23 protein-coding genes and 1 riboswitch are annotated in these 25,861 nt (G+C 71.9%); of the genes, 8 read left to right on the top strand and 15 right to left on the bottom strand.

Features of this window, described 5'->3' with window-relative positions; translation table 11 throughout:
• Position 1 precedes the first annotated feature (1 nt).
• The 6 genes from DMB42_RS04310 to DMB42_RS04335 form a co-directional block, all read right to left on the bottom strand.
• The gene (locus DMB42_RS04310; protein WP_125630741.1) at positions 2 to 1,087 is read right to left on the bottom strand and encodes a glycosyltransferase family 4 protein; all 1,086 of its coding nucleotides are present in this window, start codon (positions 1,085 to 1,087) and stop codon (positions 2 to 4) included.
• Positions 1,084 to 2,898, bottom strand: a complete 1,815-nt coding sequence (locus tag DMB42_RS04315) for a M48 family metallopeptidase (RefSeq protein WP_185844449.1) — start codon at positions 2,896 to 2,898, stop codon at positions 1,084 to 1,086. Before DMB42_RS04315 ends, DMB42_RS04310 begins: the two co-directional genes overlap by 4 nt.
• A gap of 11 nt (positions 2,899 to 2,909) precedes the next feature.
• Positions 2,910 to 3,740 carry a hypothetical protein gene (locus DMB42_RS04320; protein WP_125630743.1) on the bottom strand — a complete coding sequence of 277 codons (831 nt, stop codon included), beginning with the start codon at positions 3,738 to 3,740 and terminating at the stop codon, positions 2,910 to 2,912.
• Between the two features lie 133 nt (positions 3,741 to 3,873).
• On the bottom strand, positions 3,874 to 4,326 hold the full coding sequence (locus tag DMB42_RS04325) for a C40 family peptidase (RefSeq protein ID WP_260477471.1): 453 nt from the start codon (positions 4,324 to 4,326) through the stop codon (positions 3,874 to 3,876).
• 154 nt (positions 4,327 to 4,480) lie between these two features.
• Positions 4,481 to 4,644, bottom strand: a riboswitch (cyclic di-AMP (ydaO/yuaA leader).
• 338 nt (positions 4,645 to 4,982) lie between these two features.
• Entirely contained in the window at positions 4,983 to 5,909 is a 927-nt protein-coding gene (locus tag DMB42_RS04330; protein ID WP_260477472.1) for an NlpC/P60 family protein, read from the bottom strand.
• A gap of 133 nt (positions 5,910 to 6,042) precedes the next feature.
• Positions 6,043 to 7,365: an NYN domain-containing protein gene (locus tag DMB42_RS04335; protein ID WP_125630747.1), complete on the bottom strand. Its 1,323-nt coding sequence runs from the start codon at positions 7,363 to 7,365 to the stop codon at positions 6,043 to 6,045.
• 156 nt (positions 7,366 to 7,521) lie between these two features.
• Here DMB42_RS04335 and DMB42_RS04340 point away from each other — a divergent pair, with 156 nt between their 5' ends.
• A complete protein-coding gene (locus DMB42_RS04340) occupies positions 7,522 to 8,589 on the top strand; it encodes a phosphotransferase family protein (RefSeq protein ID WP_185844450.1) in 1,068 nt (355 codons plus the stop codon).
• Here the strand turns inward: DMB42_RS04340 and DMB42_RS04345 are convergent.
• Together DMB42_RS04345 and DMB42_RS04350 are read right to left on the bottom strand one after the other, a co-directional pair.
• Positions 8,579 to 9,235, bottom strand: coding sequence for a response regulator transcription factor (locus tag DMB42_RS04345; RefSeq protein WP_125630751.1), 657 nt, complete (start codon positions 9,233 to 9,235; stop codon positions 8,579 to 8,581). The two genes, DMB42_RS04340 and DMB42_RS04345, sit on opposite strands and share 11 nt — an antisense overlap.
• A 14-nt stretch (positions 9,236 to 9,249) precedes the next feature.
• Positions 9,250 to 10,473, bottom strand: coding sequence for a sensor histidine kinase (locus DMB42_RS04350; RefSeq protein WP_260477474.1), 1,224 nt, complete (start codon positions 10,471 to 10,473; stop codon positions 9,250 to 9,252).
• Between the two features lie 110 nt (positions 10,474 to 10,583).
• Between DMB42_RS04350 and DMB42_RS04355 the strand changes: the two genes are divergently transcribed.
• The 3 genes from DMB42_RS04355 to DMB42_RS04365 are packed head-to-tail and all read left to right on the top strand — an operon-like array spanning position 10,584 to position 12,849.
• Positions 10,584 to 10,811 carry a hypothetical protein gene (locus DMB42_RS04355; protein ID WP_125630753.1) on the top strand — a complete coding sequence of 76 codons (228 nt, stop codon included), beginning with the start codon at positions 10,584 to 10,586 and terminating at the stop codon, positions 10,809 to 10,811.
• The gene (locus DMB42_RS04360; protein WP_125630755.1) at positions 10,808 to 11,299 is read left to right on the top strand and encodes a PH domain-containing protein; all 492 of its coding nucleotides are present in this window, start codon (positions 10,808 to 10,810) and stop codon (positions 11,297 to 11,299) included. The genes DMB42_RS04355 and DMB42_RS04360 overlap by 4 nt, the downstream gene beginning before the upstream one ends.
• Positions 11,296 to 12,849 carry a PH domain-containing protein gene (locus DMB42_RS04365; RefSeq protein WP_125630757.1) on the top strand — a complete coding sequence of 518 codons (1,554 nt, stop codon included), beginning with the start codon at positions 11,296 to 11,298 and terminating at the stop codon, positions 12,847 to 12,849. Before DMB42_RS04360 ends, DMB42_RS04365 begins: the two co-directional genes overlap by 4 nt.
• Before the next feature lie 151 nt (positions 12,850 to 13,000).
• Here the strand turns inward: DMB42_RS04365 and DMB42_RS04370 are convergent, their stop codons facing one another.
• From DMB42_RS04370 to DMB42_RS04380, 3 genes are all read right to left on the bottom strand, one after another.
• Positions 13,001 to 14,566 (bottom strand): hypothetical protein, encoded by a 1,566-nt coding sequence (locus DMB42_RS04370; protein ID WP_125630759.1) that lies wholly within the window; start codon positions 14,564 to 14,566, stop codon positions 13,001 to 13,003.
• 73 nt (positions 14,567 to 14,639) lie between these two features.
• The gene (locus DMB42_RS04375) at positions 14,640 to 16,085 is read right to left on the bottom strand and encodes a serine/threonine-protein kinase (protein WP_125630761.1); all 1,446 of its coding nucleotides are present in this window, start codon (positions 16,083 to 16,085) and stop codon (positions 14,640 to 14,642) included.
• Positions 16,075 to 17,577, bottom strand: a complete 1,503-nt coding sequence (locus DMB42_RS04380; protein ID WP_125630763.1) for a serine/threonine-protein kinase — start codon at positions 17,575 to 17,577, stop codon at positions 16,075 to 16,077. The genes DMB42_RS04375 and DMB42_RS04380 overlap by 11 nt, the downstream gene beginning before the upstream one ends.
• 134 nt (positions 17,578 to 17,711) lie before the next feature.
• On the opposite strand from DMB42_RS04380, the gene DMB42_RS04385 reads away from it, so the two are divergent.
• A complete protein-coding gene (locus DMB42_RS04385; RefSeq protein ID WP_125630765.1) occupies positions 17,712 to 19,436 on the top strand; it encodes a DEDD exonuclease domain-containing protein in 1,725 nt (574 codons plus the stop codon).
• 17 nt (positions 19,437 to 19,453) lie between these two features.
• On the top strand, positions 19,454 to 19,741 hold the full coding sequence (locus DMB42_RS04390; protein WP_125630767.1) for an Lrp/AsnC family transcriptional regulator: 288 nt from the start codon (positions 19,454 to 19,456) through the stop codon (positions 19,739 to 19,741).
• Positions 19,742 to 19,899: 158 nt separating this feature from the next.
• Here the strand turns inward: DMB42_RS04390 and DMB42_RS04395 are convergent, their stop codons facing one another.
• Genes DMB42_RS04395 through DMB42_RS04410 form a run of 4 tightly spaced genes read right to left on the bottom strand, consistent with a single transcriptional unit; the run spans position 19,900 to position 24,132 of the window.
• Complete coding sequence (locus tag DMB42_RS04395; RefSeq protein WP_125630769.1) at positions 19,900 to 21,549, bottom strand: ubiquinol-cytochrome c reductase cytochrome b subunit; 1,650 nt, start codon at positions 21,547 to 21,549, stop codon at positions 19,900 to 19,902.
• A complete protein-coding gene (locus DMB42_RS04400) occupies positions 21,546 to 22,661 on the bottom strand; it encodes a ubiquinol-cytochrome c reductase iron-sulfur subunit (protein WP_125630771.1) in 1,116 nt (371 codons plus the stop codon). Before DMB42_RS04400 ends, DMB42_RS04395 begins: the two co-directional genes overlap by 4 nt.
• Complete coding sequence (locus tag DMB42_RS04405) at positions 22,658 to 23,467, bottom strand: c-type cytochrome (RefSeq protein WP_185844451.1); 810 nt, start codon at positions 23,465 to 23,467, stop codon at positions 22,658 to 22,660. The genes DMB42_RS04400 and DMB42_RS04405 overlap by 4 nt, the downstream gene beginning before the upstream one ends.
• Positions 23,468 to 23,481: 14 nt before the next feature.
• Positions 23,482 to 24,132 carry a heme-copper oxidase subunit III gene (locus DMB42_RS04410; RefSeq protein WP_125630774.1) on the bottom strand — a complete coding sequence of 217 codons (651 nt, stop codon included), beginning with the start codon at positions 24,130 to 24,132 and terminating at the stop codon, positions 23,482 to 23,484.
• A gap of 207 nt (positions 24,133 to 24,339) precedes the next feature.
• Between DMB42_RS04410 and DMB42_RS04415 the strand changes: the two genes are divergently transcribed.
• Together DMB42_RS04415 and trpD are read left to right on the top strand one after the other, a co-directional pair.
• A complete protein-coding gene (locus DMB42_RS04415; protein ID WP_125631229.1) occupies positions 24,340 to 24,738 on the top strand; it encodes a hypothetical protein in 399 nt (132 codons plus the stop codon).
• Between the two features lie 6 nt (positions 24,739 to 24,744).
• Positions 24,745 to 25,791 carry an anthranilate phosphoribosyltransferase gene (gene trpD, locus DMB42_RS04420; RefSeq protein ID WP_125630776.1) on the top strand — a complete coding sequence of 349 codons (1,047 nt, stop codon included), beginning with the start codon at positions 24,745 to 24,747 and terminating at the stop codon, positions 25,789 to 25,791.
• Positions 25,792 to 25,861 lie beyond the last annotated feature (70 nt).

Raw genomic sequence — 25,861 nt, forward strand, 5'->3', positions numbered from 1 at the left:
CTCAGAGGAGGGCGTGGAAGCGGGCGGCGGCCTGGTCCCACGTCCACTCGCGGGTGATCCAGTCGCGGCCGCAGGTGCCCATCTTGCGGGCGCGTCCGGGGTCGCCGAGCAGGTCGACGAGTGCCTGCGCCACGTCCGCGACGACCTCGCCGTCCACGACGAGCCCGGTCTCCCCCGGCCGTACGGCGTCCGGCGCGCCGCCGGAGTTGCCCGCGACCACCGGCAGGCCGGTCGCCGACGCCTCCAGGAACACGATCCCGAGGCCCTCCACGTCCACGCCGTTCCAGCGGGTACGGCAGGGCATCGCGAAGACGTCGGCCGCCGCGTAGTAGCCGGGCAGGCTCGCGGCGGGGACCGTACCGGTGAACCTGATGGACTCGTGCCCGCCCGCCAAGCGCTCCAGCCGCGCCCGGTACGGCCCGCCGCCGACGAGCAGCAGCACCGCGCCCGGCACCGCGCGCAGCACCCGGGGCCAGGCCCTGATGAGCTGGTCCTGGCCCTTGCGCGGGACCAGCCTGGACACGCAGGCCACCACCGGCCGGCCGTCGAGGCCGAGCGCCGCCTTGGCCGCGTCCGGGTGGAACTGGCCGGTGTCCACTCCGGGCGCGAGCCGTACGAGCTTGTGCGGGGGGATGGCCGCCGCCAGGCGCTCGCGTGTGTAGTCGCCGAGGTAGGTCACCACGTCGGCGTGCGCGCCGATCCGGCGCAGCACCGAGCGGAAGCCGGGCGCGCCCGCCCATGACGCCTCGTGGCCGTGGGTGAGCATCACGACGCGCCGCGCGCCCGCCGCCCGCAGGCGGGGGGCGAGCAGGCCGAGCGGCGCGGCCGCGCCGAAGACCACGGTCGTGGCGCGATGCTCGGCCACCAGCCCGGCCGCCGCGCGGGCGACGGCCGGGGTGGGCAACATCAGCCGCGTCGGGTGCCGCACGACCCGGTACGGCTGACGCCGGTCGAACTCCTCGCAGCCCGGCCAGGTGGGGGCGTAGACGGCCACACCCGGCGTGCGGAGCGCGAGTCCGTGCACGAACGACTGGATGCCGCCCGGTCTGGGCGGGAAGTCGTTCGTCACGATGACCACGTCGGTCACGGTTCGGGGACGCCGTTCAGTCTCGCCCACGAGCGGGCCATGGCGATGCGCTCGGGGCTGGATGGATGGGAGGCATAGAGCACATATTCCACCGCATCCGGCGACAAGTCGGAAATGTTGGTTATCGCCAGGCGCTTCTGCATCGCGACGAACGTGGCCGGATCCCTGGTCAGGTCGAGGGCGTGCACGTCGGCCCGGGCCTCCACGTGGCGCGTGATCAGGTTCTGGGCCGGGTCGGAGACCAGCGAGGCCAGGGTCATCACGCCCATGAGCACGCCGACCGCGCGCGGGTCGGCCACCGACGCGATCCCCGTACGCCGCCGCAGCGGGCCGACCAGCAGGAACAGGCCGATCGCCCCGAACCCGGCCAGCAGGCCGCCGAGCAGCGTGCCGTCGAGCACGTCGGCGTGCTTGGCGTGGCCCAGCTCGTGCGCCACCACCAGCTCGACCTCCGACTCCGGCGCCTTGAGCAGCGTGTCGTAGACGACGATGCGGCGCGTGGCGCCGAAGCCCGACACGTACGCGTTGAGCGCCGTGGTACGCCGAGAGGCGTCGGCGACCAGCACGTCCTCGACCGGGACGCCGTCCCGTTCGGCCATGGCCAGCAGCTCCGTCCGGAGCGTGCCCTGCGGCATGGAGGTGAAGTCGTTGAACAGCGGCTCGAACACCACCGGGTAGACGTACGACACGCCCACGGTGAGCGCGAACGCGCCCACGGCGGCCGGGATCCACCAGCGCCGCACCTTGCGCGCCAGCGCCACGAGGGCGAGCAACATGATCGCCAGCAGCACCACGCTGACGCCGGTGTTCTTGAGCCGGTCGGCGGTCCAGCCCGCCCAGTCCTGGGTGGACAGGCCGTAGTCGCGCATGATCGTCTCGAACCACATGCCGAGCGGCCACCTGAGCGCTTCGGTGATCGCGGTGAGCACCACCACGCCGAGCACCACCCGCAGCCACCACGGGCCCCTCAGCACACCCAGCACCTTCGCCGAGAACGGCGTCAGCACCAGCAGCCCGGCGAACAGGACCGTCAGGCCGAGCGAGAGGTAGCCAGGCAGGCTGGTGGCCGCGTCGAACGCCTGCGACCTGGCGATCTGGGCGGCGCTGAAGTCGCGGGCGGGGTCGGGGGCCACGGCGGGTGCGGGGGCGGCCAGGACCCGCCAGGGGGTGGTGAACCCGGCCACGGCCAGGATCACGCCGCCGACCAGGGCCAGGGCGGCGCCGGCCGCCCGCCTGGAGCGGGACTCGGCGCGTCGGCGCTCACGCTCCACCAGATGCTCCGCCGCCCCCACCAACTTCCCGTCCCCGACCGGCCCCTCAGCGTCCTTCCCCTGGGCGCCCTTCCCCGAGGTGTCCTTCCCTGAGGCGCCCTTTTCCGGGGCGTCCTTTCCTGGGGTGGCCGCCGCGTGGGGGCGGTCGTCAGGAGTGGGGGGCGGGAGGTGGCGCGGGTCCTCGGCGTCCGGGTCGGCGTCCGCGTCGGCGTCCGGGGCCGCGGCCGGGTGGGTGTCGGGGTCCTCCGCGTCGTCGGGGTGACCGGACGGCTCACCAGGACCGGAGCTTGCCGAGCCCACCGAACCCGCCGAACCCACCGCGCCCACCGAGGCCGCCTGGGCCGATGAGGCCGGGGTGCCGTTTGCAGAGCTTGGTGGGCCGGTGGGGCTGTTGTCGCCGGTGGTGGCGCCGTCGTCGTCTCTGATGGCCACACCTCCGCCGTGCCCCGCCTCGACCGCCGTACCGGGCTCGTCGGCCACTCTGGCGACCGCCGCGGCGGGCTCGTCCGCCTCCCTGGGCGGGTCGTTCCGCTCGCTCATCTGCCTCCCCTTCACGCGAGCTGCTCTCGTACGTACTCGCGCCACCGTGCCGCCAGTGTCGCGGCGGTGAGCCCCACGGATGCGAGCGCCTGATCGACGCCGGCCACGCGGGCATCACGGTAGAGCCGTACCAGGGTCCCGTCACCGAACCGGTCCGCGAGGAATCGACACGCCAGCCACGCCTCCTGGTACGCCCGCGCGAGCCGTCCGGGATCCGCGGCGGTCGGAGCGAAAGCCGCAGGTCCGGGCAACTCGCTCGGCAGTCGTCCGGCCCGCACCTCGGCGGCCAGTTCGGCGGCGGCGGTCCTGACGGGGAGCCCGGCGTCGCGGTAGGCCACGTAGTCGGCGAAGCCCTCGTAGAGCCAGACGGGCAGGCGGTCGGTGCCCGCGGCGACGTGGGTGAGCTCGTGGGTGAGCACGACGTCGCGTCCGGTGGGGGTGAGCCGCGCGAAGGAGCCGGGCACGACGATCGCCGGGCCGCCGTCGGCGACCGCGGCCAGCCCGTCGAGCCGTCCCGTGCCGGCCAGCCCGGCCGCCTCGGCGTCGGAGTCCGGTACGACGACCAGGGGGCGTACCGGCCGGCCGAGCACCGCCGAGACCCGGCGGCCGGCGAGGTCGGCACGGCGGGCCAGGTCGGCGAGCAGTCCGGGCGCGGCGTGCCGCCCGACGACCACGGAACGCCCGGCTCGGGCCACCTGACCTCCCTCGCCCCACAACCCGCGCGCCCCGGCGGGCAGGACGGCGGCGTACGGCACGTCGGCGGCCGTCAGCAGCGCCGCCAGCAACAGGACGGGCAGGAGCAGCCGCGCGCCGCGAGGGGACGGACGCACCTGCGAGGACACGGCCCGATGCTAGCCGCCCCCACCGACCGCACGCCCCGGCCTTCGCGGACGCCGGGCACACGAGTCCTCCAGGAGGCCGGACACGCGACAGGCCCCCGCCCGGACCGGGGAGGGTCCGGGCAGGAGCCTGTGGTCACGCGCCGGGTCGCACCGCGCCGACGAACGACGACTTCCGCCATCCGCCCAGTTTGTCGATGCGCACCCGCTGGCCGGTACGCGGCGAGTGGATCATCTTGCCGTGGCCGACGTACATGCCGACGTGGCCCAGCCCGTTGAAGAACATCAGGTCGCCCGGCTTGAGGTTGCGCCAGGAGACCTTGTGCCTGATGCGGGCGAACTGGCTGCTCGTCACGCGAGGGAGTCTCACCCCGGCCTTCTTCCAGGCGTACTGGACGAGACCGGAGCAGTCGAACGCACCAGGACCCGTGGCCCCGTACCGGTACGGGTCGCCGATCTGGTGCTTGGCGGCGGAGACTGCCCTGCGGGCCTTCGACGCCTGCCGGGCGGCTCGTGCCGCCTTGGCCGACCTGGCGGACCTGGTGGTCTTCGCCGACTTGGCGGTGGCCGCCCTTGCGGTGGTGGACACCGCCGTGAGCGCCGATTCGCTCGCCGTCTGCGCCCCGGCCGGTACGGCATGGAGAACCGCACCTCCGGCCGTCACGGTCATCGTGAGTGCGACGCCCTTCAGGGCGAGACGGGACAGACGGGGGTTATGCAGGGAGGTAGACAGGATTTCTCCTCGTGTCTTCCACGAACGCCTACCGGGTTAGCTGACGGATTCGGGCCTGGAAGTCGCCCTACGGCGCGATGAAGCGCCGATTCACCCCTGATCCCGGGGGATAACGGGATCTTTGGGTCCCCGGCTCCGTGCCTCCTGGCTGCACGGACTCGGCAGGTCGCCGCCTGATGGGTTTGTCTGAATGGGGATATCGGTGGCGACCGACGGATTTTTGTTGATCACAGCGACCATGGCGTGTTCGCCGCGACGCCAGAAGCTACGCGGAAGGGTCAAGGTTGGGCAAAGTCCCAGTCAGGTTGTAAAGATCAGATAAAGGGGTGAGTAAAGAACGGAAGTCCTGCTGGAGAAGAGGTTCCGTTATTCAAATGTGACCCTTCTCACACTTCCTGGAGCACCCGGTTGTCAGGACCCGTTCGTCCCGTTCGCACCTTTCGTCCCGTACTGACCGACAGCGCTGTCAGCCGCCCCGAAGGGCACGCCCGAGGACGGCCCCAGGGGCGGCCTCAGGGGCGGATGGCGCCGACGAGCGGGCGGCCGTAGTCGGCGAGGCGGACGACCTTGACGACGTCGCCCGTCTGCGGCGCGTGCACGATCTTGCCGCCGCCCGCGTAGATGCTGACGTGACCGAGGCCCTCGCTGAAGATGAGGTCCCCCGGCTGGAGGTCCTTGATGTCGACCTTCCGGCCGGCGCCCCACGCCCACTGCTGCCACGTCGTACGCGGCAGGGAGACGCCCGCCGCGTGCCAGGCGGCCTGGGTCAGGCCCGAGCAGTCGTACCCGCGCGGGCCCGTGCCGCCGTAGATGTAGGGCTTGCCGACCTGGGCGAAGGCGAAGCGCAGGACGGCGGCCGCGCTGCCCGAGGCGGGCCCGGTGTACTTGATGCCCGTGCTGTTGGGGTTGCCGGGGTTGTACGCGTCCAGCTTGTCCAGGAGCTTCTTCTGCTCGCCGATCAGCTTCAGCACCTCGGCCCGTTCCTTCTGGACCGAGTCCCGTTCCTCGTCCGCCTCCGCCAGCGCGGTCTGGGCGTTGTCGCGCTCGTCCTTGAGGCCCTTGTTCTCGCGGTCGAAGGCGGCCAGCTTCTCCAGCCGCTCGCGCGAGATCTGCCCTGCCATCGCCAGCCCGGACAGCAGGTGGTCGGGGTTGTCGGCGCCGACCATGCCGGGCCAGGACGTGACGTCCCCGCCCATCTTGTACGCGTCCACCGCCACCCTGATGACCTCGGCGCGCAGCTCGGCGACCGTCTGGAGCTTCTGCTTGTAGCGGTCGTTCAGCTTGGTGTAGGCGTTCTTGGCCTTCTTGTACTGCTCCGTCGCCGTGTTGTACCGGTCGACGACCTTGTCGGCCTTGTCGTTGAGCTTGTCGAGCTTCGCCTTGACCTGCTTGACCGTGGGCTTGGGATCAGCGAGTGCCGTACCCGCCGGAACCGTCATCAGTCCGATCGCGAGACCCGCGGCCACCGCCACCCGGCCAACCCTCACAGCGTCGCCTCCCAGGGGATTCCACCTGGGGCGAAATAGTACAGAAGTGGCGAGTGGGGTCTCACCAAAGGTGCTAATTCGTAACTTATGCGCGGCCCAACCGGCGCAGCAGCAAACCAGACGGAACCGGTCTGGCGCCCATCCGGCGTACGGACTCGGCCACCTCACGGTCGGAGGAGACGACCGCGATGGCCCGTCCGGGCGGCTCGGCCCGGACGAGCTGGCGGATGAGGTCGTCGGCGATCTCGCCCGGCGCGCTGAACAACACCCGCACCCCGCGCGGCGCCACCACCTGCACCGGCGCGTTGAGCTCGGCGCCGTCGAAGACCACCGTCACCTCGACCCTGGTCTGCGCGACCAGCCCGCCGAGGCCGGTCATCAGCCGGTTGCGCTGGTCGGCGAGGGTGAGCGTGCCGTAGCCGGTCTTGGTGACGTTGTAGCCGTCGATGATCAGGTGAACCTGCGGCAGCGCGAGCAGCTGGTCGAGGAGCTGCGGGTCGTCGTCGGCCAGCGCCCGCGCGGGCACGCCGCGCACCCCGGGCCGCTCGCCGGTGCTGGCGGCGACCGAGTCGGCGGGCCTGCTGATCGTGGTGGGCAGGGCCAGCTCCCTGCGCAGCCCGGCCGAGGCGTCCTGGAGCGCGTCGAGCAGCACCCTGATGCGGGCGTCCTCGATGCTGCGGCCCTCGCGGGCGGCCCGGCGCGAGGCTTCGAGCTGTTTCTCCACGTCGGCCACCCGCCCGACCAGCCGCCGCAGCTCGGCCTCGCCCGCGTTGCCGGCGGTGGAGGCGGCGTGGCGGGCGTCGTCGGCGGCCTGCTCCATCTCCTCGGACCTGCGGGTGGCCGCCTTGGCGCGCTCGCGGGCCTCGTGGAGCTTGCGTCTCAGGTCGGAGTTCTCGGCGCGGGCCGCCTTGATCTGCTCGCGCAGCCGGTCGGCCTCCTCCTTGGCGGCGGTCTTCTGCGCGGCCAGCTGCTCGCGCAGCCGCGTCACCGCCTCCTCGCGCTCGGAGCCCTCGGCGGCCACGGCGGACTGCTCAAGGTCGGCGCGGGCGGCCTCGATCATCTCCGCCCAGCCCGGCGGCCTGGTCAGATAGGCCGCCGCCGCCACCAGCACGGGATCGGCGGCGGGCGGCACGTTTCCCTCGGCCAGGGAGGCGACCAGCTCGGGCCAGCCTGCGGCCACGGACTCGGCGACCAGCTCACGGAACTTCTTGTCGTTCTCCAGCTGCGCGGCGATCGGCGCGCTGCCGAGCTTGGCGCGTTTGCGGGGGTCGAACTTGGCGATCCCGCGCAGCGGCGCCGGCACGGAGACGGCGGGCATCGTCCCGAGCACCTGCGCCGCCAGGTCGACGACGTTGAGGCGCACCTGCTCAGGAAGCGGGCGAGACAGGCCTTCACCCGCTGAACTCATCCCACTTGTCCCTTCGTGACATGCCCTTTCAGACAAGGGTACGGCTCTCCCGTACCTGACCGTAACGGTCCCTTGAACCTAGACAAGCGCTTGGTAGGGGGTATACGACTGAGCCGGGGCAGCGGCCGGGCGTGGAGGTGAGTGGTGACGGAACAGATGCGTACATCAACCCGTGACCTGGACGAACTGCGCGAGCGCGCGTCCCGCTGGCTGCGCGGCCGGGTGGGCGGTGACGCCACGGTCTCGGAGTTGTCCCGGCCCTCCGGCAACGGGATGTCCAGCGAGACGCTCTTCTTCACCGCCACGTGGGACGGCGCCGGCAGGCGGTGCGTGGCCAGGCTCGCACCTGCGCGGGAAGCCGTTCCGGTGTTCCCCTCCTACGATCTGCGGGCCCAGTTCGAGGTCATGCGGCTGGCCAGGGAGAAAGCTGGGATCCCAGCGCCCAGGCCGCTCTGGTTCGAGCCCGACCCCGGGCCGCTCGGGACGCCGTTCTTCGTCATGGAACGGGCCGAGGGCGAGGTGCCGCCCGATGTCATGCCGTACACGTTCGGGGGGTGGCTGCACGACGCCGCACCCGGGGACCGGCGGCGGCTCCAGGACGCGAGTGTCGGGCTCGTGGCGGCCCTGCACGAGACGCCGTTCACGGCGGAGGACGTCGGGGTGCTCGGCCCGGTCGTCCCCGGCGGCGCGGACGGCCTGCGCGCCCACGTCGAGGCCCAGCGTGCCTACTACCGGTGGGCGCACGGGGAGCGGCCGATCCCCGTGCTGGAGCGGGCCTTCGACTGGCTGGGCTCACACTGGCCGGACGACCCCGGTCCCGACGTACTGACCTGGGGCGACGCCCGGATCGGCAACGTGATGTACCAGGATTTCCGTCCAGTGGCGGTGCTCGACTGGGAGATGGCCGCCGTGGGCCCGCGCGAGCTGGACGTCTCCTGGATGATCTTCCTGCACCGCTTCTTCCAGGACCTCGCCGTCACGCTGGGCGTGCCAGGCATGCCGGACTTCATGCGCCGCGACGACGTTTGCCAGAAATATCGCGAAATAACGGGCTACGAGCCCCGCGACATGGACTTCTATGAAATGTACGCCGCCCTCCGGCACGGCATCATCATGGCCAGGGTGTGGCAGCGCAGGATCCACTTCGGCGAGCAGCCCATGCCGGACGACCCCGACGACCTGGTGCTGCACCGGGCCGCCATCGAGGAACTGCTCACCCGCTAGCGTCGTAGACCAGCAACGCGATCTGCACCCGGTTGTTCAGGTCGAGCTTGGTCAGGATGCGCGAGACGTGCGCCTTGACCGTGGGCACGCTCATGAACAACTCGCGCCCGATCTCGGCGTTCGACCTGCCCTGGCCCACCGCCAGCGCCACCTCGCGCTCCCGCTCGCTGAGCCGTCCGAGCAACCCCCGCGCCCGCTCGGTACGGTCGCGCCCGCCCCCGTCGGACACGTGCGAGATGAGCTGCCGCGTCACCGCCGGCGACAGGATCGGCTCCCCCGCGGCCACCCGCCTGATCGCGTCGACCAGGTCGCCGGGCGCGATGTCCTTCAGCAGGAACCCGGCCGCCCCCGCGCGCAGCGCCCGTACGACCTGGGCGTCGGCGTGGAACGTGGTCAGCACCACGACCTCGGGCGGCGAGGCGGTGCGGCGCAGCGCCTCGGTCGCGGCGAGCCCGTCGACGCCCGGCATGCGGATGTCCATCAGGACCACGTCGGGCCGGTGCTCGGCCACCCGCGGCGGCACCTCGGCCCCGTCGCCCGCCTCGCCCACGATCTCGATGTCGGCGGCCCCGCCGAGGATCATCGACAACCCGGCCCGCACCATCGCGTCGTCGTCCACGATCAGCACCTTGATCGGCGCGTCCATCCGCCCTCCGTCGCTCAACTGTCGTCCCCGTCCGTCTCCCGCGGCCACGGCAGCCAGGCGCTGACCCGGAACTCGCCGCCCCGCACACCGTGCTCCAGCCGTCCGCCGGCCAGGCCGGCCCGCTCGGTCAGCCCGATGAGCCCGGCCCCAGCGCCCGGCATGCGCGGCGCGTGCCGCGTCCACACGGGGTTGCGCACCTCGGCCGAGACGCCCTCGCCCCGCTCCCCCGCCACGGTCACGCTCACCGGCGCGCCGTCCGCGTGCTTGCGCGCGTTGGTGAGCGCCTCCTGCACGATGCGGTAGACGTTGCGGCCGAGCGCCGCCGGGGCGCCGTCACCGGCGCTCAGGTCGAGGCGTACGTCCATGCCCGCCTGGCGGCACTCCTCGACCAGCGTGGGCAGGTCGGCGAGCGTGGGCTGCGGCCGGTCGGGCACCGGGTCGCCGGCGCCCGGCGGGGTGTGGCGCAGCACCCCGATCACCTCGCGCAGGTCCTGGAGCGCCAGGTGGGCGTTGCTCCTGATCGCCCCCGCCGCCCTGGCGACCTCCGCGGCGGGCGCGTCCGGCCGGAACTCCAGCGCGCCGGCGTGCAGGCTCAGCATCGAGATGCGGTGGGCCAGCACGTCGTGCATCTCGCGGGCGATGCGCTCGCGTTCGAGCCGTTTGGCGTCCTCGGCGGCGGTCTCGGCCCGCTGCCGCAGCGACCAGACGAGCTGCCGCCTGGCCCGGATGACGATCCCCCAGCCGTACACGGCCACCACGATCGTCACCCCGAACGCCGCCCCCCACTGCGGCTCCAGGTCCTCCTGGGGCCGCAGCAGCACGTACGGAGCCAGCGTGCCGAGGCCGAGCAGCGCGACCGGCCCCGACACCTTGAACGGCCGGTGCACCGCCACGGTGAACAGCGCCACCAGCGAGGCCCCGCCGACCAGCTCCAGATAGGACGACAGCAGGATCGTCACCAGCGCGAACCCCACCGGCCAGCGCCTCCGCAGCCACACGCCCGCGCACGCCAGCGCCCCCACGATCTGCTCGATGGCCATCAGCGGCTCGGGCGTGTTCCTGAGCTCCTCCATGCTGATGAACGTCAGGCCGCTGGCCAGCAGGAACAGCATGATGTCGGACACCCAGTCGAGGGTCGAACGCCGCACCCGGCCCCCGCGGCCGTCGCCGAGCAGCGTCGACGGCAACGCCCACCGGTATTCCAGGGCCGGATCGCCCTCCCCCCGCAGCTCCCTCACATTCGTCGAGGTTATGCCCTGGGCAGGACCGGGCGACAGCGACCAAAGTCGGTGTCGCCGCAGACCGATGGCCGAGGCGGGGCCGCCGCCCGCGGGACGAGGGTTGTGGCATGAAAGCGATCGCGGAGGTGTTCGGCTGGCTGCTGGTCCTGCAGGGGATCGGCGGCCTGATGAACACCCTGTTCGGATGGTGGCAATGGGCGCACGGCCTGCTCGTGGTCAACCTGCTGCCGTTCCTCGACGGTTACGAGGTCTTCGCGGCCGTCGTCATGGGGGTGCTGGGGTTCGCGTTGCTCGCGGTGGCCGGCTCGGCGGGCCGGGCGAAGGAAGGGCGATGAGCACGACCTCGCTGCGTCCGCCCCGGAACCGGCCCGACCGCCGGGCGGTGGCCTGGTGGACGGTGCAATGGCTGCTCCTCCTGGTGCCGGTGGCGGTGGCGGCCATGGGGGCGTACCTGCTGTTCACGGAGCGTCCGGTGGGGTTGGGGGTGGCGGCGGGGGCGTTCGCCGCGCTGTGCCTGCTGGTGGCGCTGGCCGAGCCGCGGGCGGCCTACCGGATGCAGCGGTGGGAGGTCACCGACGAGGCGGTCTACACCCGCCAGGGGTGGCTCACGCACACGTGGAGGGTGGCGCCGATGTCGCGGATCCAGCGGGTCGACACCGCGCGGGGGCCGGTGCAGCGGCTGTTCGGGCTGGCCGACGTCACGGTGACCACCGCCTCCTCCGCCGGGGCGATCAAGATCACGGCGCTGGACCACCACCTGGCCGCCGACCTGGCCGAACGGCTCACCGCGCGGACCCAGGCGACGCCCGGGGACGCGACGTGACCGGCTGGCGGCGGTTGTCCCGCCGGAGCCTGTGGAACGCGGGCGCCAGGTCGCTGGCGCTCGTGGCGGGCGCGGGGGCCGGGCTGGCGCGTTTCCTGACCGGCCGCGACTGGGAGCTCGGCGGCATCGTCGCCGTCTGCGCGGGCGCGGCCGTGCTGATCGTGGCCGCGGCGCTGGCCTACGAGACGGCCCGGCTGCGTACGACCGCCTGGCGGCTCACCGACGACCGGCTGGAGCTGCGCTCGGGCGTGACCGTACGGCAACACCGCTCGATCCCCCTGGATCGGGTGCGCAGCGTGGACCTGCGGGCCGATCCGGTACGCCGGGCGTTCGGCCTGACCGTGGTCAAGGTGGGCACCGGCGAGCACGCGGCCGAGGGCTCGGAGCTGGTGCTGGACGCCCTGGACCGGCACGCGGCCGAGACGCTGCGCCGTACGCTGCTGCGCCAGGACGCGCCCGCGCCCGAGGACGGCCCCCTGGCCGAGCTGCGCTGGTCGTGGATCCGGTACGCGCCGTTGTCGGTCTGGACGTTCACGGGAGCCGCGGTGGTCCTGGGCGCGGCCTACAAGGCGCTGGACGCCATCGGGCTCAAGGACGTCACCACGCGGACGGCGTCCGGCCTGTGGGACTGGGTGAGCGGGCAACCCTGGCTCGCGGTCCCGCTGCTGCTGGCGCTCAACGCGGCCGTGGGCGCGCTCGGGGCGTTCCTGCTGTTCGCCGAGTCCTGGGGCCGTTACCGGCTGGAACGCGAGCCCGGCCGGCTCAGGCTGCGCCGCGGGCTGCTCACCACGCGCTCGCTGACGCTGGAGGAACGCCGGCTGCGCGGCGTCGAGATCAGCGAGCCGCTGCTGCTCCGGCTGGGCGGCGGCGCGCGCGTCAAGGCCGTCGCGACCGGCCTGGCCAAGAAGGAGGACGAGACCGAGGACGTCGCCGCGCTCACGCCGCCGCTCCCCCGTGCCGAGGCGGCTCGCGTCGCCGCCTCGATCGCGGGCGCGGGCGTCCCGCCGCTGACGGCGCACCCGCCGGCCGCGCGGCGGCGGCGGGTCGTGCGGGCGCTGGTGACGGCGGTCGTGCTGGCGGCGTGCGCCGGGCTCGGCTGGTGGCTGCTGCCCGCGTCGTGGCCCCGCGCGTGGGTCTGGACGGTGCCCGTCCTGGCGCTGCCCGTGGGGTTGTGGCTGGCCGCCGAGGGGCATCGGGGTCTCGGGCACGCGCTCGGCGGGCGGCACCTGGTCGTGCGCGCCGGCGCGGTCGTCCGTCGTACGGTGGCGCTCGACCGGGCCGGTGTCACCGGCTGGACGTTCAGGCAGTCGTACTTCCAGCGGCGTTCCGGCCTGCTGACCGTCTCGGCCTGCACGGCGGCGGGCGGGGGCCACTACGAGGTGCTGGACGTGGGCCGCGGCGACGGGCTCGACCTGGCGGCGCACACGGTCCCGGGGCTCCTGGAGCCGTTCCTGACCGGCGCCCCGGACAACGGCCCGCACGGCGGCCCGGCAAGCGGCTCGAACGGCTACCCGGCAGGCGGCCCGCGCGGCAAGCGGCAGGCCGCGTGATCTTCCACGGTCTTGCCCATGCCCCTGCGGTGGGCAAGCGTGATCGCGCGGCCCGGCGGCTTGCTTACCGATAACGCTATTTGTCGCGCTTGCAGCCGGGTTGCAGCCTTATTAACCACACGTTGTCAGAACCGGGGCCCCGCCCGGCCGGTCAGCTGCCGACGGGCTGCTTGGCCAGTTCGGCCACGTAGGCCCTGGCCAGGGCGAGGGCGCCCGCCTGCGCCTCCTTCTCCGGCATGAGCTGGGCCTTGGGCGAGTTGGCCGGCTCTTCCTTGGGCCGCTCGGCGCCGGAGTAGTCGACCCTGACGACCAGCGCGCCCGTACGGACCATGACCGTGCCGCTGGAGGCCGACACCTCGCCCTGCCTGGTCTGCACGTACTGGCCGTAGGCCTGGTCGCCCACTCCTTCGACGTCGAGCAGCTTGCCCCACGTGATGCCGCCGATGACCGACCCGGCGCTGTTCTTGTCGCCGCCGTACTCGCCCGCGTAGTACGCCTTGGCCCCACCCGGGTCCACCGCACCCGCCCGGTTGGTGAAGCGGTGGGTGGTGATCAGCACACTGCGGATCTTGACGTTCCCGGCCGCGCCGGGCAGGGCGAGGTTGAGCCACCGGCACTCGGTCTGGTCGTCGTTGCCCGCCTCGGTGCCGCGTGCCCGCGTGGTCGGCTCCGGGACCAGGCGGGTGGCCGCCTCCGCGACGGCCTGGCAGGCGGGCGGGAAGGCGGCCAGCTCCGTGGGCGAGGGCGTCGGGCGGGCGGTCGGCGTCCGGGTGGCGGCGGGCTGGTCGGGCTTGGCCAGCACGCCGGGGTGCTGGGCCTGCCAGGCGGCCACGCCCTTGGCGAAGTGCGCGGCCAGGCCGCTGACCTCGCGCAGCGCGTTCTCCTCGGTGATGGACCTGGTGCTCTCGTTGGACAGGATCTGGGCGTCCTTGCGCTGCTGCCCGGCCTGGAACTTGACCTCGATCGTCATGTCGCCGACCCGGGCCTGGGCCTGGCCGTAGGAGTACCAGAGCAGCTTGCCGGCGCGCCGCCAGGTGTACTGCGCGAACGCGCCCTCGCCCGCGCCGGTCACGTCCTTGACCGGGGAGACGTACTCCTTCTCGTCGGGGTCGAGCGAGGGCTTGGCGGTCGCGCCGTACTTGGCGCCGCGGTAGTCGATCTCGTACGCGTTCTGGGCCATCGAACGCCCGGTCTTGGCGCCCTCGCCCTTGTGCTGCTCGATCCTGACGTCGATCTCCCTGGTACGCCAGAACTCCCCGTACGAGATGCGCTGGTTCTGCCAGTTGCAGGTGAAGCTGACCGTGTAGTCGGAGTCGCGGGACGACTTGGCCACGGTCGCGCCGGGCACCAGCCGTTCGGCCTCCTCCTTGGGCAACATCGAGCACACGTCCGGACCCGCCGCGGCAGCTGCCGGAACGGCCGACCAGGCGGCCGACGACGTCGGCCCGGTCGCCGTACCGGCGGGGCTCTTGCCGGAGAGCAGCAGGTACGCCCCGACGCCGCCCGCGGCCACGACCACGACGAGGGCCGCGGCGAGCACGGGCATCACCCACGACGGCCGCCCCCGCGACGGCCCGGCAGGCGGCCCGGACGGCGGGCCCCACTGCTGGGCGGGCGGCCCGTAGGGGACCGTGGGCGGCGTTCCCTGCGGCTCGAACCGCCTGCCCGGCACCGGATGGGGGGTGGTAGGCGGCTCGTACTCGCTACCGGGATTCACTGGGACTCCTGAGGTTGCCCTGACTTGCGGGGAAACATGGTAGTGACGCCCCTTGCAAAACGCTTGCCGGACGTCATCTCGGCAACGCCCCGGACACCATCCGGGCGGCCTTCAGTACCGTCTCCTTGTCGGCCGCCCCCTTGACCGGCACGTCCTCGCGGTTCCAGGTCACCTCGCCGAGCAGGTTGCTGGAGCGGAAGAGCACGACGCTGTCGGACCGGCCGACCTCGTTGGAGCCCATGGCCAGCTGGAACCGGCTCTGCACGAACGCCGCCTCCCCCACCCCCGTCACGTCGCCCACCTTGCCGACGGCGGCGCGTGCCTGCGTGCCCTCCGCCGCGCTCCTGGTGTCCTTCTCGCTGGTGAACCGGCGCAGCGCCACCTGCGGCCCGCCGAGGTCCCCGTCGGGCTTCTCGATCCACATGCGGACGGTGATGCGCCGCGGCCGCCGTTCGTCCTGACCGGCGAACCACTGGCACTCGCCCGCCCGCGTGGCGCTCCGCACGGGGGTGCCCTTGACGAGTTCGGCGGCCTGGGCGTCGCCGAGCAGGGCGCAGGGGTCGGGGGCGGTGGCGTACCGGCCGGTCTCCGGTGTGCCGGCCAGGGCTCCGACGGCGTACCAGCCGCCCGCGGCCAGCACCGCGACGCCCGCCGCGACCGCCACGGGCAGGAACCACCGGCGGCGGCGTCCGGGAACCGGGCCGGAGCGCACCGGCGCGCCGCTGAGCACCTGCCGGACCTGCGCCGGCGTGGGACGGGCTGCGGGGTCCTTGGCCAGCATGGCCATGAGCAGGCCGCCGAACTCGCGGCCCGCCCGCTCGGGGAACGGCGGGTCGTGCAGCAGCACCGCCGCCGCCACCGCCGCCGGAAGCTGCCGCTCGAACGGCGCCCGTCCCTCCACGGCGGTGTAGAGGCTCGCGCCGAGCGACCACAGGTCGGCCGACGGGTCCGAGGGCTGCTCGTTGAGCCGCTCGGGGGCCATGTAGCCGGGCGAGCCGGCGCTGCCGTAGCGGTCGCCGTGGCCGCCCATGGGGGCGGCGATGCCGAAGTCGGTCAGCATGGCCGAGCCGTCGGCGTCGAGCAGGATGTTGGCCGGCTTGACGTCCTGGTGCAGCATGCCGTGGGCGTGCGCGACCTCCAGCGCCGACAACACCTGGAGCCCGATGCGGGCCGCGTACGGGGGCGGCAGCGGGCCGTTCTCCTTGATCACCTTGTCGAGGGAACGGCCGGTGACCAGGTCCATGATGATCCACGGCTGGTCGCCCTCCAGCACCACGTCGTGCACGAGCACGATGGCCGGGTCGCGCAGGCGTCCGGCCGACCTGGCCTCGTGGATGGCGCGGTCGGCGAACTCGGCCCGCTCGTGGGGGCTCAGGCCCGGCGGCACGCGTACCTGCTTGACCGCGACCTCGCGGCTGAGCGTCTCGTCGACCGCCCGCCACACGGTGCCCGCGCCGCCCTGCCCGAGCTGCTCGACCAGGCGGTAGCGCCCGGCCAGCAGGTAGTGGTCACCCCGCACGGCGCAACGCCTGTTCGGTCGCCCGCGCGGCCTTCAGGGCCGACTGCCTGACGTCGTCGTCGGTCGGCTTGTCGGCCAGGGTGGCGTACTCGACGGCCACCACCAGGTTGGCGATCCGGTAGTAGACGTGGGCGGAGTGGACGCGGCCGGTCGTGCCCTTCAGCTCGAACGCGAACGCCTCCTCGCCGAGGCCCGGCAGGTCGCGCAGCGGGGTGCGCTTGGAACGCATGCTGGACTTGACGCCGATCTCGGGCCACGTCCAGTCGATGTCGTCGTACTTGGCCCAGTAGCGCTTCTGGTTCTGGAACAGGGTGGCGGCGGTGGCGGCGGTCATGGACCACGGGTCGACGGTGTCGGAGTCCTTCTGCACCTGAAGGCCCACGCCGGTGCCGGCGGCCGGCCAGCCGCACTCGGGGCCCACCTCGTCGGAGTCGGGCCGGGCCTTGGGCGGGCTCTGGGTGCGCAGCAGGCCGCCGACGTCCTGCGGGGTGAGCAGGGTGCACACGTCCATCGGCACAGTGAAGGCGGCCGGCGTCCCGTCGTCGTCGCGCAGCAGGTAGAAGCCGGTGGCCGCGGCGGCGACGACGAGCACGAGGCCCGCGGCGGCCCACAGCAGCGGCTTCCGGCCGCGCCGCCCGATCCGGCGGGGCTCGGTCGCGTGCTCGCCGGTCGGCAGGACCGGCGGCGGGCCGCCCGCGGCCACCTGCCGCAGCGCGTGCACGACGGTACGCAGGGCGGGACGGGCCGTTGGATGGCGGGCCATCATGGCGGCCAGCAGCGGCCCGAGCGGCCCCGGCGCGACCGGCACCGGCTGTGTGACGGTCGCCCTGACCCGTTCGGCGACCGAGCCCTGGTAGGCGTTCCCACCGGTCACGGCGACGAACAGGGTCGCGCCGAGCGACCACAGGTCGCTGGCCGGGCCGCCGGGCTCGCCCTCCAGCCGCTCGGGCGCGATGAACCCGGGCGAGCCGATCATGAGCCCCTGCTCGGTGAGCGTGGACTGCCCCTCCTGCCGGGCGATGCCGAAGTCGGTCAGCACCACCCTGCCGCCGTCGGTCAGGAACACGTTGCCCGGCTTCACGTCCCGATGCTGCAACCCCTGGACGTGGGCGGCCTCCAGCGCCTCCAGCACGTCGGCGCCGACGCGGGCCGCGTACTCGGGGGGCATGGGGCCGAACTCGCGTACGGTGTCGGCCAGCGTACGGCCCCGCAGCAGCTCCATGACCAGCCACGGCCGGTCGTGCTCGACGATGACGTCATGCAGCGCCACGATGCCGGGATGGCGCAGCCGCGCGGTGGCCTGCGCCTCGCGTACGGCCCTGGTGACCGAGTCGGCGCGGTCCTTGGGCGGCATGCCCTCGGGCAGGGTGAGCTCCTTGACCGCGACCTCGCGGTCAAGCATCTCGTCCTTGGCCAGCCACACCTTGCCCATGCCGCCGGCGCCGAGAGGGCGCAGCAGGGCGTAGCGGCCGGCGAGTCTTCCCGCGGACATAAAGGGAAGGGTAACTAAGGATCAAGAAAGATGGTTATTCGAGCGTTGTTCCCGTTCTGCCCCTCCTGCCGTTCCCCGCCGTCGGCGTGGTCCGCCGGAGTAACTGTCGGTCCCCCTCTCTATGGTCTTGGAACGTGGACGCGGTTCAAGGCACCCTCGACGAGCTCGGCACCCCGCTGAGCGACGTCACGTTCGTCGTGTTCGACCTGGAGACCACCGGCGGCTCGCCGGCCGAGGACTCGATCACCGAGATCGGCGCGGTCAAGGTGCGGGCGGGTGAGGTGCTGGGCGAGTTCTCCACGCTGGTCGACCCGGGCGGGCCGATCCCGCCGTTCATCTCGGTGCTGACCGGCATCACCGACGCCATGGTGGTGGCCGCTCCCCGCATCGAGGCGGTGCTGCCGAGCTTCCTCGAGTTCATCAAGGGCGCCACGCTGGTGGCCCACAACGCGAGCTTCGACACCCGCTTCGTCAAGGCCGCCTGCGCCGCCCACGGCTATCCCCCGCCGCCCAACCCGGTCGTCGACACCGTCGACCTGGCCCGGCGGGTGCTGACCCGCGACGAGACGCCCAACGCCAAGCTGTCCACGCTGGCCAGGTTCTTCCGCAGCCCGACCGAGCCGTGCCACCGCGCCCTCCAGGACGCCAGGGCCACCGTTGACGTGCTCCACGGGCTGATCGAGCGGGCCGGCTCCTTCCAGGTGCACACCCTGGAGGAGCTGAAGTCGTTCGTCCGCGCCCCGACGCCCGAGCAGCAGCGCAAGCGCCACCTGGCCGAGTCCGTCCCGCACGCCCCGGGCGTCTACTTCTTCGAGGACGACCGCGGCGAGGTGCTCTACATCGGCAAGAGCACCAACCTGCGCAACCGGGTGCGCTCCTACTTCACGGCCGGCGAGACCCGTCCGCGCATCCGCGAGATGATCGGCATCGCCGAGCGCGTCCGCCACATCGTCTGCGCGACGGGGCTGGAGGCCGAGGTCAGGGAGCTGCGGCTGATCGGCGGTGCCAAACCCCGCTACAACCGCCGGTCGCGTTTCCCGGAGAAGGTCGTCTGGCTCAAGCTCACCGCCGGTCCCTTCCCCCGCCTGTCGATCGTGCGCGAGCTGAAGGACGACGACGCCACCTACCTCGGCCCGTTCGGCAGCGCCCGCCTGGCCGACGAGGCCCGCATCGCCCTGCACGAGGCGGTGCCGCTGCGCCAGTGCACCCAGCCGATCAGCCTGCGGACCCGCCGGGCGGCCTGCGTCCTGCACGAGATGGGCCGCTGCGGCGCGCCCTGCGCGGGCCAGGAGAGCCCGGAGGAATACTCCGTGCACGTCGAGAGCGCGCGCCGGGCCATGACCTCCGACGCCTCCCTCGTCTACACCGCGGTGTCGGCCCGGATGGAGCGCCTGTCGGTCGAGCAGCGTTACGAGGAGGCCTCCGTCGACCGCGACCGGCTGGCCGCGTTCGTCCGGGCGGCGGCCCGCATGCAGCGCCTGAGCGCCATCACCCGCATCCCGGAGCTGGTGGCCGCGAGCCCGGCCTTCGACGGCGGCTGGGACATCCACGTGGTCCGCTACGGCCGCCTGGCCGCGGCCGGTGTCATGCCCAAGGGCGCCCATCCGACGCCGTTCGTCGCCTCGCTCAAGGCCATGGCCGAGGCCGTCATCCCGGGCCCCGGCCCGGTCCACGCGGCCAGCGCCGAGGAGACCGAGTGCATCCTGCGCTGGCTGGAGTCGCCGGGCGTGCGGCTGGTCGAGGTCGACGGCGTGTGGTCGCTGCCCGCGGGCGGCGCCGCCCGCCACAAGGCCCGCATCGATCTGGCCTACCGCGGCCTTGATCAGCGGCGCGACCGAGAGGGGCGACCTTTGCGGTGACCCGATACAGTTAATGCATGGTCACGGCAATTGTCCACATCAAGGCCGAGGTAGACCGGATCCCGGAGGTCGCCCAGACGATCGCCGAGATCGACGGGGTCAGCGAGGTCTACTCCATCACCGGCGAATGGGATCTGCTCGCCATGGTCAGGGTCGCCCGTTACGAGGAGGTGGCCGAGGTCATCCCCGGGCGGGTCAACAAGGTCGACGGCGTCGAGCACACCGAGACCCACATCGCCTTCCGCACCTACTCCAGGCACGACCTCGACGCCGCCTTCTCCATCGGCTTCCCCGAGAGCGACTGACCCCTTCCCCGCACCACCCACGCGCGTCCGTACCCGGGCCCGGCCGTCCCTCGGCCGGGCCCGCGGCGTTTCCACGGCTTTGCTCGAACAAGGGACCCCGGAACGCGGATCGGCCCGGACGGGGCGAACCCCGTCCGGGCCGATCTCACGAAGCATCCCTAGTGGGTGAGGCTCCGGTCGTCGCCGGAACCGATGGCGGCGTGCTCGCCGTGCTCCTCGTGGTGCCCGTCGTCGATCGGGATCTTCTCCCCGCCGTACGCCTTGGACATCCGTCCGCGCAGCTTGCCGAGCGGGCCGCGCATGCCCTTGGGCGGGATGCCGGCGGCGTCCTCGTCCACGGGCAGGGCCGGCACCGGCTCCTTGCCGCGCATGTGGGCCTCGGTGTCCTCGGACGGCGGCGTGTGCACCTCGATGAACTCACCGTGCGGCAGCCGCTTGATGACACCCGACTCGACACCGTGCCCGATGACCGCGGCGTCGCTGCGCTGCAGGCCGAGGCACATGCGGTAGGTGATCAGGTAGGCCAGCGCCGGTGCGACGAAGATCAGCACGCGTCCCATGTACGTCGTCCAGTTGAGGCTGACGTGGAAGTTGGCGGAGATCTCGTCGTTCGCGCCGAGCAGCCACAGCACCCCGTAGAACGTCATCGCCGAGATGCCGATGGAGGTGCGGTGGGGGTTGTTGCGCGGCCGGTCGGCCACGTGGTGCTCGCGGTGGTCGCCGGTCACCCACCGTTCCAGGAACGGGTAGAGCGCGAGACCGGTCATGATGATGCCCATCGGCACCAGCGCCGGGATGATCACGCTCATCGGCAGCGTGCCCGCGTGGGCCGTGCCGAACAGGTTCCACTCCCACGGCGGCATGATGCGCAGCGAGCCTTCGAGGAAGCCCATGTACCAGTCGGGCTGCGAACCCGCCGACACGTCCGCCGGTGTGTACGGCCCGAACAGCCAGATCGGGTTGATCTGCGCGAACGTCGCGAGCCCTGACACCACACCGAGCGTGAACAGGAAGTACGCGCCCGCCTTGGCCATGAAGGCCGGGTAGAACGGCGCGCCCACCACGTTCTTGTTGGTACGCCCCTTGCCCGGCATCTGCGTGTGCTTCTGCACCCACATGAGCACCATGTGGGCCGAGACCAGCGCCAGCAGGATGCCCGGGATGAGCAGGATGTGCAGCGAGTAGAACCGGGCGACGACGTCCCCGCCGGGATACTCCCCGCCGAACAGGAAGAACGTGATGTACGTGCCCACCAGCGGCAGCGAGATCGCCACGCCCTCGGTGATCCGCAGACCGGCGCCGGAGAGCAGGTCGTCGGGGAGGGAGTAGCCGGTCAGGCCCTCGTCCACGGCCAGGGTCAGCAGCAGGACGCCGATGATCCAGTTGAGCTCGCGCGGCTTGCGGTAGGCGCCGGTGAAGAACACCCGCAGCATGTGGACCGTCATGCCGGCCACGAAGAGGAGGGCAGCCCAGTGGTGCATCTGCCTCATCAGCAGACCACCCCGGACGTCGAAGCTGATCTCCAGCGACGACGCGTAGGCCTCCGACATCATGACGCCCTTGAGCGGCGCGTACGAGCCGTCGTAGATGACCTCGCCCATGCTCGGCTTGAACCACAGCGTCAGGAACGTACCGGTCAGCAGCAGGATGATGAACGAGTAGAGCGCGATCTCGCCCAGCAGGAACGACCAGTGGTCCGGGAAGATCTTGCGCAGGTTGCGCTTGAGGAAGTTGGCCCCGCCCAGGCGGTCGTCGAGGAAGGTCGACGGCCCGGAGATGGCCTTCGGTACGGCGTTCAGGTCGCTCATGCCTGGGCCCCCTTCTCCCTGGCCTCGGCCTCGGCGTCGCCGCGCTCCCAGTAGCTGGGACCGACGGGCACGTTGAAGTCACCCTGGGCGATCAGATAGCCCTCGCTGTCGACGGTGATGGGCAGCTGCGGCAGCGGCCGGGCGGCCGGACCGAAGATGACCTTCGCGCCGTCGGCCGCGTCGAACGTCGACTGGTGGCACGGGCACAGGATGTGGTGGGTGGTCTGCTCGTAGAGCGCCGCCGGGCAGCCGACGTGCGTGCAGATCTTGGAGTACGCGACGATGCCGTCGTGCGTCCAGTTCTGCTTGACGCCGCCCTTGAGCTCCTCCGGACGGAACTTGATCAGGATCAGCGTGGCCTTGGCGAGCGCGTTGAGGTCGTGCTGGTAACCCTCGGGCACGACCGACAGGATGCCGCCGGGCGAGTTGAAGTCGGCGGCGCGGATCGGCTGGCCGGTGCCCTCGACGACGAGGCGCAGCGGCTTGCCGTCCTTGGTCTTCTCACCCCAGACGGTGTGGCGCAGCAGCTTGTTGAACTTCGCGCCGGGCATCTTGGAGTTGTCGAGGTCGCGCAGCAGCACCACCGGCACCAGGCCGAGCGGCGCGGCGGCCAGCAGCAGCGTGCGGCGCAACATCTTGCGCTTGACGAAGCCGCTCTCGTTGGCGCCCTCCAGGAAGGTCTCGGCGACGACCTCGCGGTCATCCTCGTCCGAGGCCATCGAGTGGCGCTCCTGGACCAGCGCGTACTTCGGCATGATCTGGCGGACCCAGATCACGATGCCGACCGCGAGGCCGAGGATCGCCAGCGTCAGCGTGCCGCCGAGCGCGAGGTTGGAGGTCCCCGTCGCCTCTGGGCTGCCGACCTGGAACACCACGTAGGAGATGATGAAGGCGATCGCGGCGAGGAACGTGATCGTGAAGCAGAGCGCCACGATCTTCTCGGCCTTGCGGGCCTTGGTCTCGTCCTGCAGCGTCACGCCGGGGACGTCGCGGTCGGCGGCTTCTTCCACCTCCGCGGCGCCGAGCATCGAGGTGCCCGGCGCGGGAGTGCCGATGACGCGCTTGGGCACGCGTTCGTCCGGCTGCTCGATCTCGTGCTCGTTGTCTGTCATGACTTCTGTCGCTTCTTCGCGGTGATCCAGATGGCGGCGAGGGCAAGGGCGGCGATGCCCGCCACGAACGCTACGAGACCTTCGGTAACCGGGCCGATGCGGCCGAGACCGAACCCTCCGGGGTCCTTCTGCTCACGGACCTGGGTGATGTACGCGATCATGCTGCGCTTCTCTTCAGGCGTGATCGTCGAGTCGTTGAAGACCGGCATCGCCTGGGGGCCGGTCACCATCGCCTCGTAGATCTGCGTCGGTGACGACTCGTTCAGGTTGGGCGCGTACTTGCCCTGCGTCAAGGCGCCGCCCGCGCCGGCCCAGTTGTGGCACTGGATGCAGTTGGCCCGGAACAGCTCGCCACCCTTGCCGGCGTCGCCGAGCTTCGGGTCGACCTGCTCCTTGCCCGGCACCTGCGGGCCGCCGCCGAGCGACTGCACGAACGCGGCGACCTGACGGGTGCTCTCCTCGTTGACCCAGTGGGCCAGAGGCTTGCGGGGCGCCTGCGGACCGGGGTTGCCGGCGGGCATGCGGCCGGTGCTCATCTGGAAGTCGACCGCCGCGGCGCCTACACCCACGAGCGTGGGGGCGACGTTGGTGCCCTCCGCGTTCATGCCGTGGCAGCTGGAGCAGTGGGCCACGAACAGGCTCTTGCCCTGGGCCACGTCGTCGACCTTGCCTGCAGCCAGCGCCGCGTCAGCAGGCTTGCTCGCCTGGACAAAGGCGGCGTATACCATCCCGACCAGCGCCAACGCCAAAATCAGGACGGCGTATCTCGCGAGGGGATGCCGCCGCCAAGCGGTGCTCCTAGTCACAGAGATCCCGTTCCTTAACGAATGATGTAGATAGTCGCGAAAAGACCGATCCAGACGACGTCTACGAAGTGCCAGTAGTAGGACACGACGATCGCGCTGGTGGCCTGCTCATGCGTAAAGCGCTTCGCGGCGTACGTGCGTCCCAGCATGAACAGGAACGCGATCAGGCCACCGGTCACGTGCAGGCCGTGGAAGCCCGTCGTCAGGTAGAACACCGAGGTGTAGGCGTTAGCGGACAGGGTCGCGCCCTCTGACGCCAGCTCGCCGTACTCGTACAGCTGACCGGCGACGAAGATCGCGCCCATCAGGAAGCTGACGATGTACCAGAAGCGGAGCTTGCCGACCTGCCCCTTCTCTGCGGCCCACACGCCCAGCTGGCACGTCACACTCGACAGGACCAGGATGATCGTGTTGACCGTCGCGAACGGGATGTTCAGGTGAGCGCCTTCTGCCTCAACGCCTGCAGGAAGGAAGGCAGGGCCCCACTCGATGCCCTTCCCCTCACTCACCGACCGGATGGTGAAGTACATCGCGAACAGCGCCGCGAAGAACATGAGCTCAGAGGACAGCCACACGATCGTCCCGACACTGACCAGGTTCGGCCGTCGGTACGACTGGGCTGTCGTCGTCGAAGTTATTGCGGATGCTGTCGCCACGGGCAGCATTATTGCGGCTCCGGTGTTCGGTCCGGCCAACGACCCCCCGTTAGGAGGAACAAACCGGCCATCAACCTGGGATAATTGGGACAAAACGCCTGTCAGACCTGGTGGCCTGGGATTGCATGCCGGGGCACCGGTACGATCCAGGTGACCATACAGCTTCGAGCGATAGTGAGCGCGAAAGTGACGTCCTCCGGGAGCACCGACGACACGATGAGGGTCCTCGTCTACAGCGACGACGCCACCACCCGGGCCGAGGTCCGCCAGGCCATCGGCCGGCGACCGGCGGCCGATCTGCCCCTCGTCGAGATCGTCGAGTGCGCCACCGAGCCCAAGGTGCACCAGTGGCTCGGCTCCGGCGAGATCGACGTGGCGATCCTCGACGGCGAGACCCAGCCCGCCGGCGGCATGGGCATCTCCCGTCAGGCCAAGGACGAGGTCTACGACTGCCCGCCCATCTGCCTGATCATCGCCAGGCGCGACGACCGGTGGCTGGCCGACTGGTCCAAGGCCGACGCCGTCGTCCCGCAGCCCCTGGAGCCCATGGTCCTGGCCGACACCGTGGCCGACCTGATGCGCCGCCGTTCCGCCACCCGACTCAACGCGAAGTAGGTGCCCATGGACTCCCGAACGACCTGGCCAGCCTTGTTCTCCGCTCTCCTTTCTGGCGAGAATCTCACGGCCGACGAGACGGCCTGGGCGATGCGGGAGATCTTCTCGGGCAACGCCACCTCCGCCCAGATCGCGGGCTTCGGGCTGGCCCTGCGGGCCAAGGGCGAGACGGTGGCCGAGGTGGTGGGCCTGGCCCGGACGATGCTGGAGTTCTCCACCCCCCTGACCGTCGAGGGGCCCGTCCTCGACGTCGTCGGCACGGGCGGCGACCGCGCCCACACCGTCAACGTCTCCACGATGGCCGCCATCGTGGCCGCCGCCGCGGGCGCCAGGGTCGTCAAGCACGGCAACCGCTCGGCCTCCTCGCTGTGCGGGGCCGCCGACGTCCTGGAGCACATGGGGATCAGGCTCGACCTGACGCCGCAGCAGACCGCGCGGGTGGCGCGCGAGGCGGGCATCGCCTTCTGCTTCGCCCCCGTCTACCACCCCGCGCTGCGGTTCGCCGGGCCCGCGCGCAAGGAGATCGGCGTCCCCACGGTCTTCAACTTCCTGGGCCCGCTGACCAACCCGGCCCGGCCGAGCGCCCAGGCCATCGGCGTCTTCGACGCCCGCATGCTGCCCGTCATCGCCGGCGTCTTCGCCGAGCGCGGCGTCTCGGCCCTGGTGTTCCGCGGCGACGACGGCCTCGACGAGCTGACCATCACCGGCACCTCCACGGTCTGGGTGGTCAGGGACGGCACGGCCACCGAGACCACGTTCGACCCCGCGATCCTGGGCATCCCCCGGGCCGACGCGAGCGCGCTGCGCGGCGGCGACGTGCAGTTCAACGCCCAGGCCGTCCACGACCTGCTGGGCGGCAAGAAGGGGCCGGTGCGCGACGCGGTGCTGCTCAACACCGCCGCCGCCCTGGTCGCCCTCGACGGCGCCGGCGACGACCTCGACACGGCGATGATCAAGGGTTACGAGCGCGCCACGCAGGCCGTCGACTCGGGCCTGGCCTCCGACACGCTCCGCCGCTGGATCGAGGTCAGCAGCTCCTACCGCCCGTCGTGACCGTGAGCGCGCCCGTGAGGCGCGCTCACGTCTTTCATGGGTACGAGGTGCCCCCAGGGCCCCTCAGGGT

The sequence above is a fragment of the Nonomuraea sp. WAC 01424 genome, from assembly GCF_003947315.1.
Lineage (GTDB): Bacteria > Actinomycetota > Actinomycetes > Streptosporangiales > Streptosporangiaceae > Nonomuraea > Nonomuraea spiralis.

Coding starts and splice junctions, on each gene's coding strand:
- DMB42_RS04315 (WP_185844449.1), bottom strand. CDS start 2,898: ATGAGCGAGCGGAACGACCCGCCCAGGGAGGCGGACGAGCCCGCCGCG.
- DMB42_RS04330 (WP_260477472.1), bottom strand. CDS start 5,909: ATGACGGTTCCGGCGGGTACGGCACTCGCTGATCCCAAGCCCACGGTC.
- DMB42_RS04335 (WP_125630747.1), bottom strand. CDS start 7,365: ATGAGTTCAGCGGGTGAAGGCCTGTCTCGCCCGCTTCCTGAGCAGGTG.
- DMB42_RS04340 (WP_185844450.1), top strand. CDS start 7,522: ATGCGTACATCAACCCGTGACCTGGACGAACTGCGCGAGCGCGCGTCC.
- DMB42_RS04345 (WP_125630751.1), bottom strand. CDS start 9,235: ATGGACGCGCCGATCAAGGTGCTGATCGTGGACGACGACGCGATGGTG.
- DMB42_RS04355 (WP_125630753.1), top strand. CDS start 10,584: ATGAAAGCGATCGCGGAGGTGTTCGGCTGGCTGCTGGTCCTGCAGGGG.
- DMB42_RS04360 (WP_125630755.1), top strand. CDS start 10,808: ATGAGCACGACCTCGCTGCGTCCGCCCCGGAACCGGCCCGACCGCCGG.
- DMB42_RS04380 (WP_125630763.1), bottom strand. CDS start 17,577: ATGTCCGCGGGAAGACTCGCCGGCCGCTACGCCCTGCTGCGCCCTCTC.
- DMB42_RS04390 (WP_125630767.1), top strand. CDS start 19,454: ATGGTCACGGCAATTGTCCACATCAAGGCCGAGGTAGACCGGATCCCG.
- DMB42_RS04395 (WP_125630769.1), bottom strand. CDS start 21,549: ATGAGCGACCTGAACGCCGTACCGAAGGCCATCTCCGGGCCGTCGACC.
- DMB42_RS04400 (WP_125630771.1), bottom strand. CDS start 22,661: ATGACAGACAACGAGCACGAGATCGAGCAGCCGGACGAACGCGTGCCC.
- DMB42_RS04410 (WP_125630774.1), bottom strand. CDS start 24,132: ATGCTGCCCGTGGCGACAGCATCCGCAATAACTTCGACGACGACAGCC.
- DMB42_RS04415 (WP_125631229.1), top strand. CDS start 24,340: ATGAGGGTCCTCGTCTACAGCGACGACGCCACCACCCGGGCCGAGGTC.
- trpD (WP_125630776.1), top strand. CDS start 24,745: ATGGACTCCCGAACGACCTGGCCAGCCTTGTTCTCCGCTCTCCTTTCT.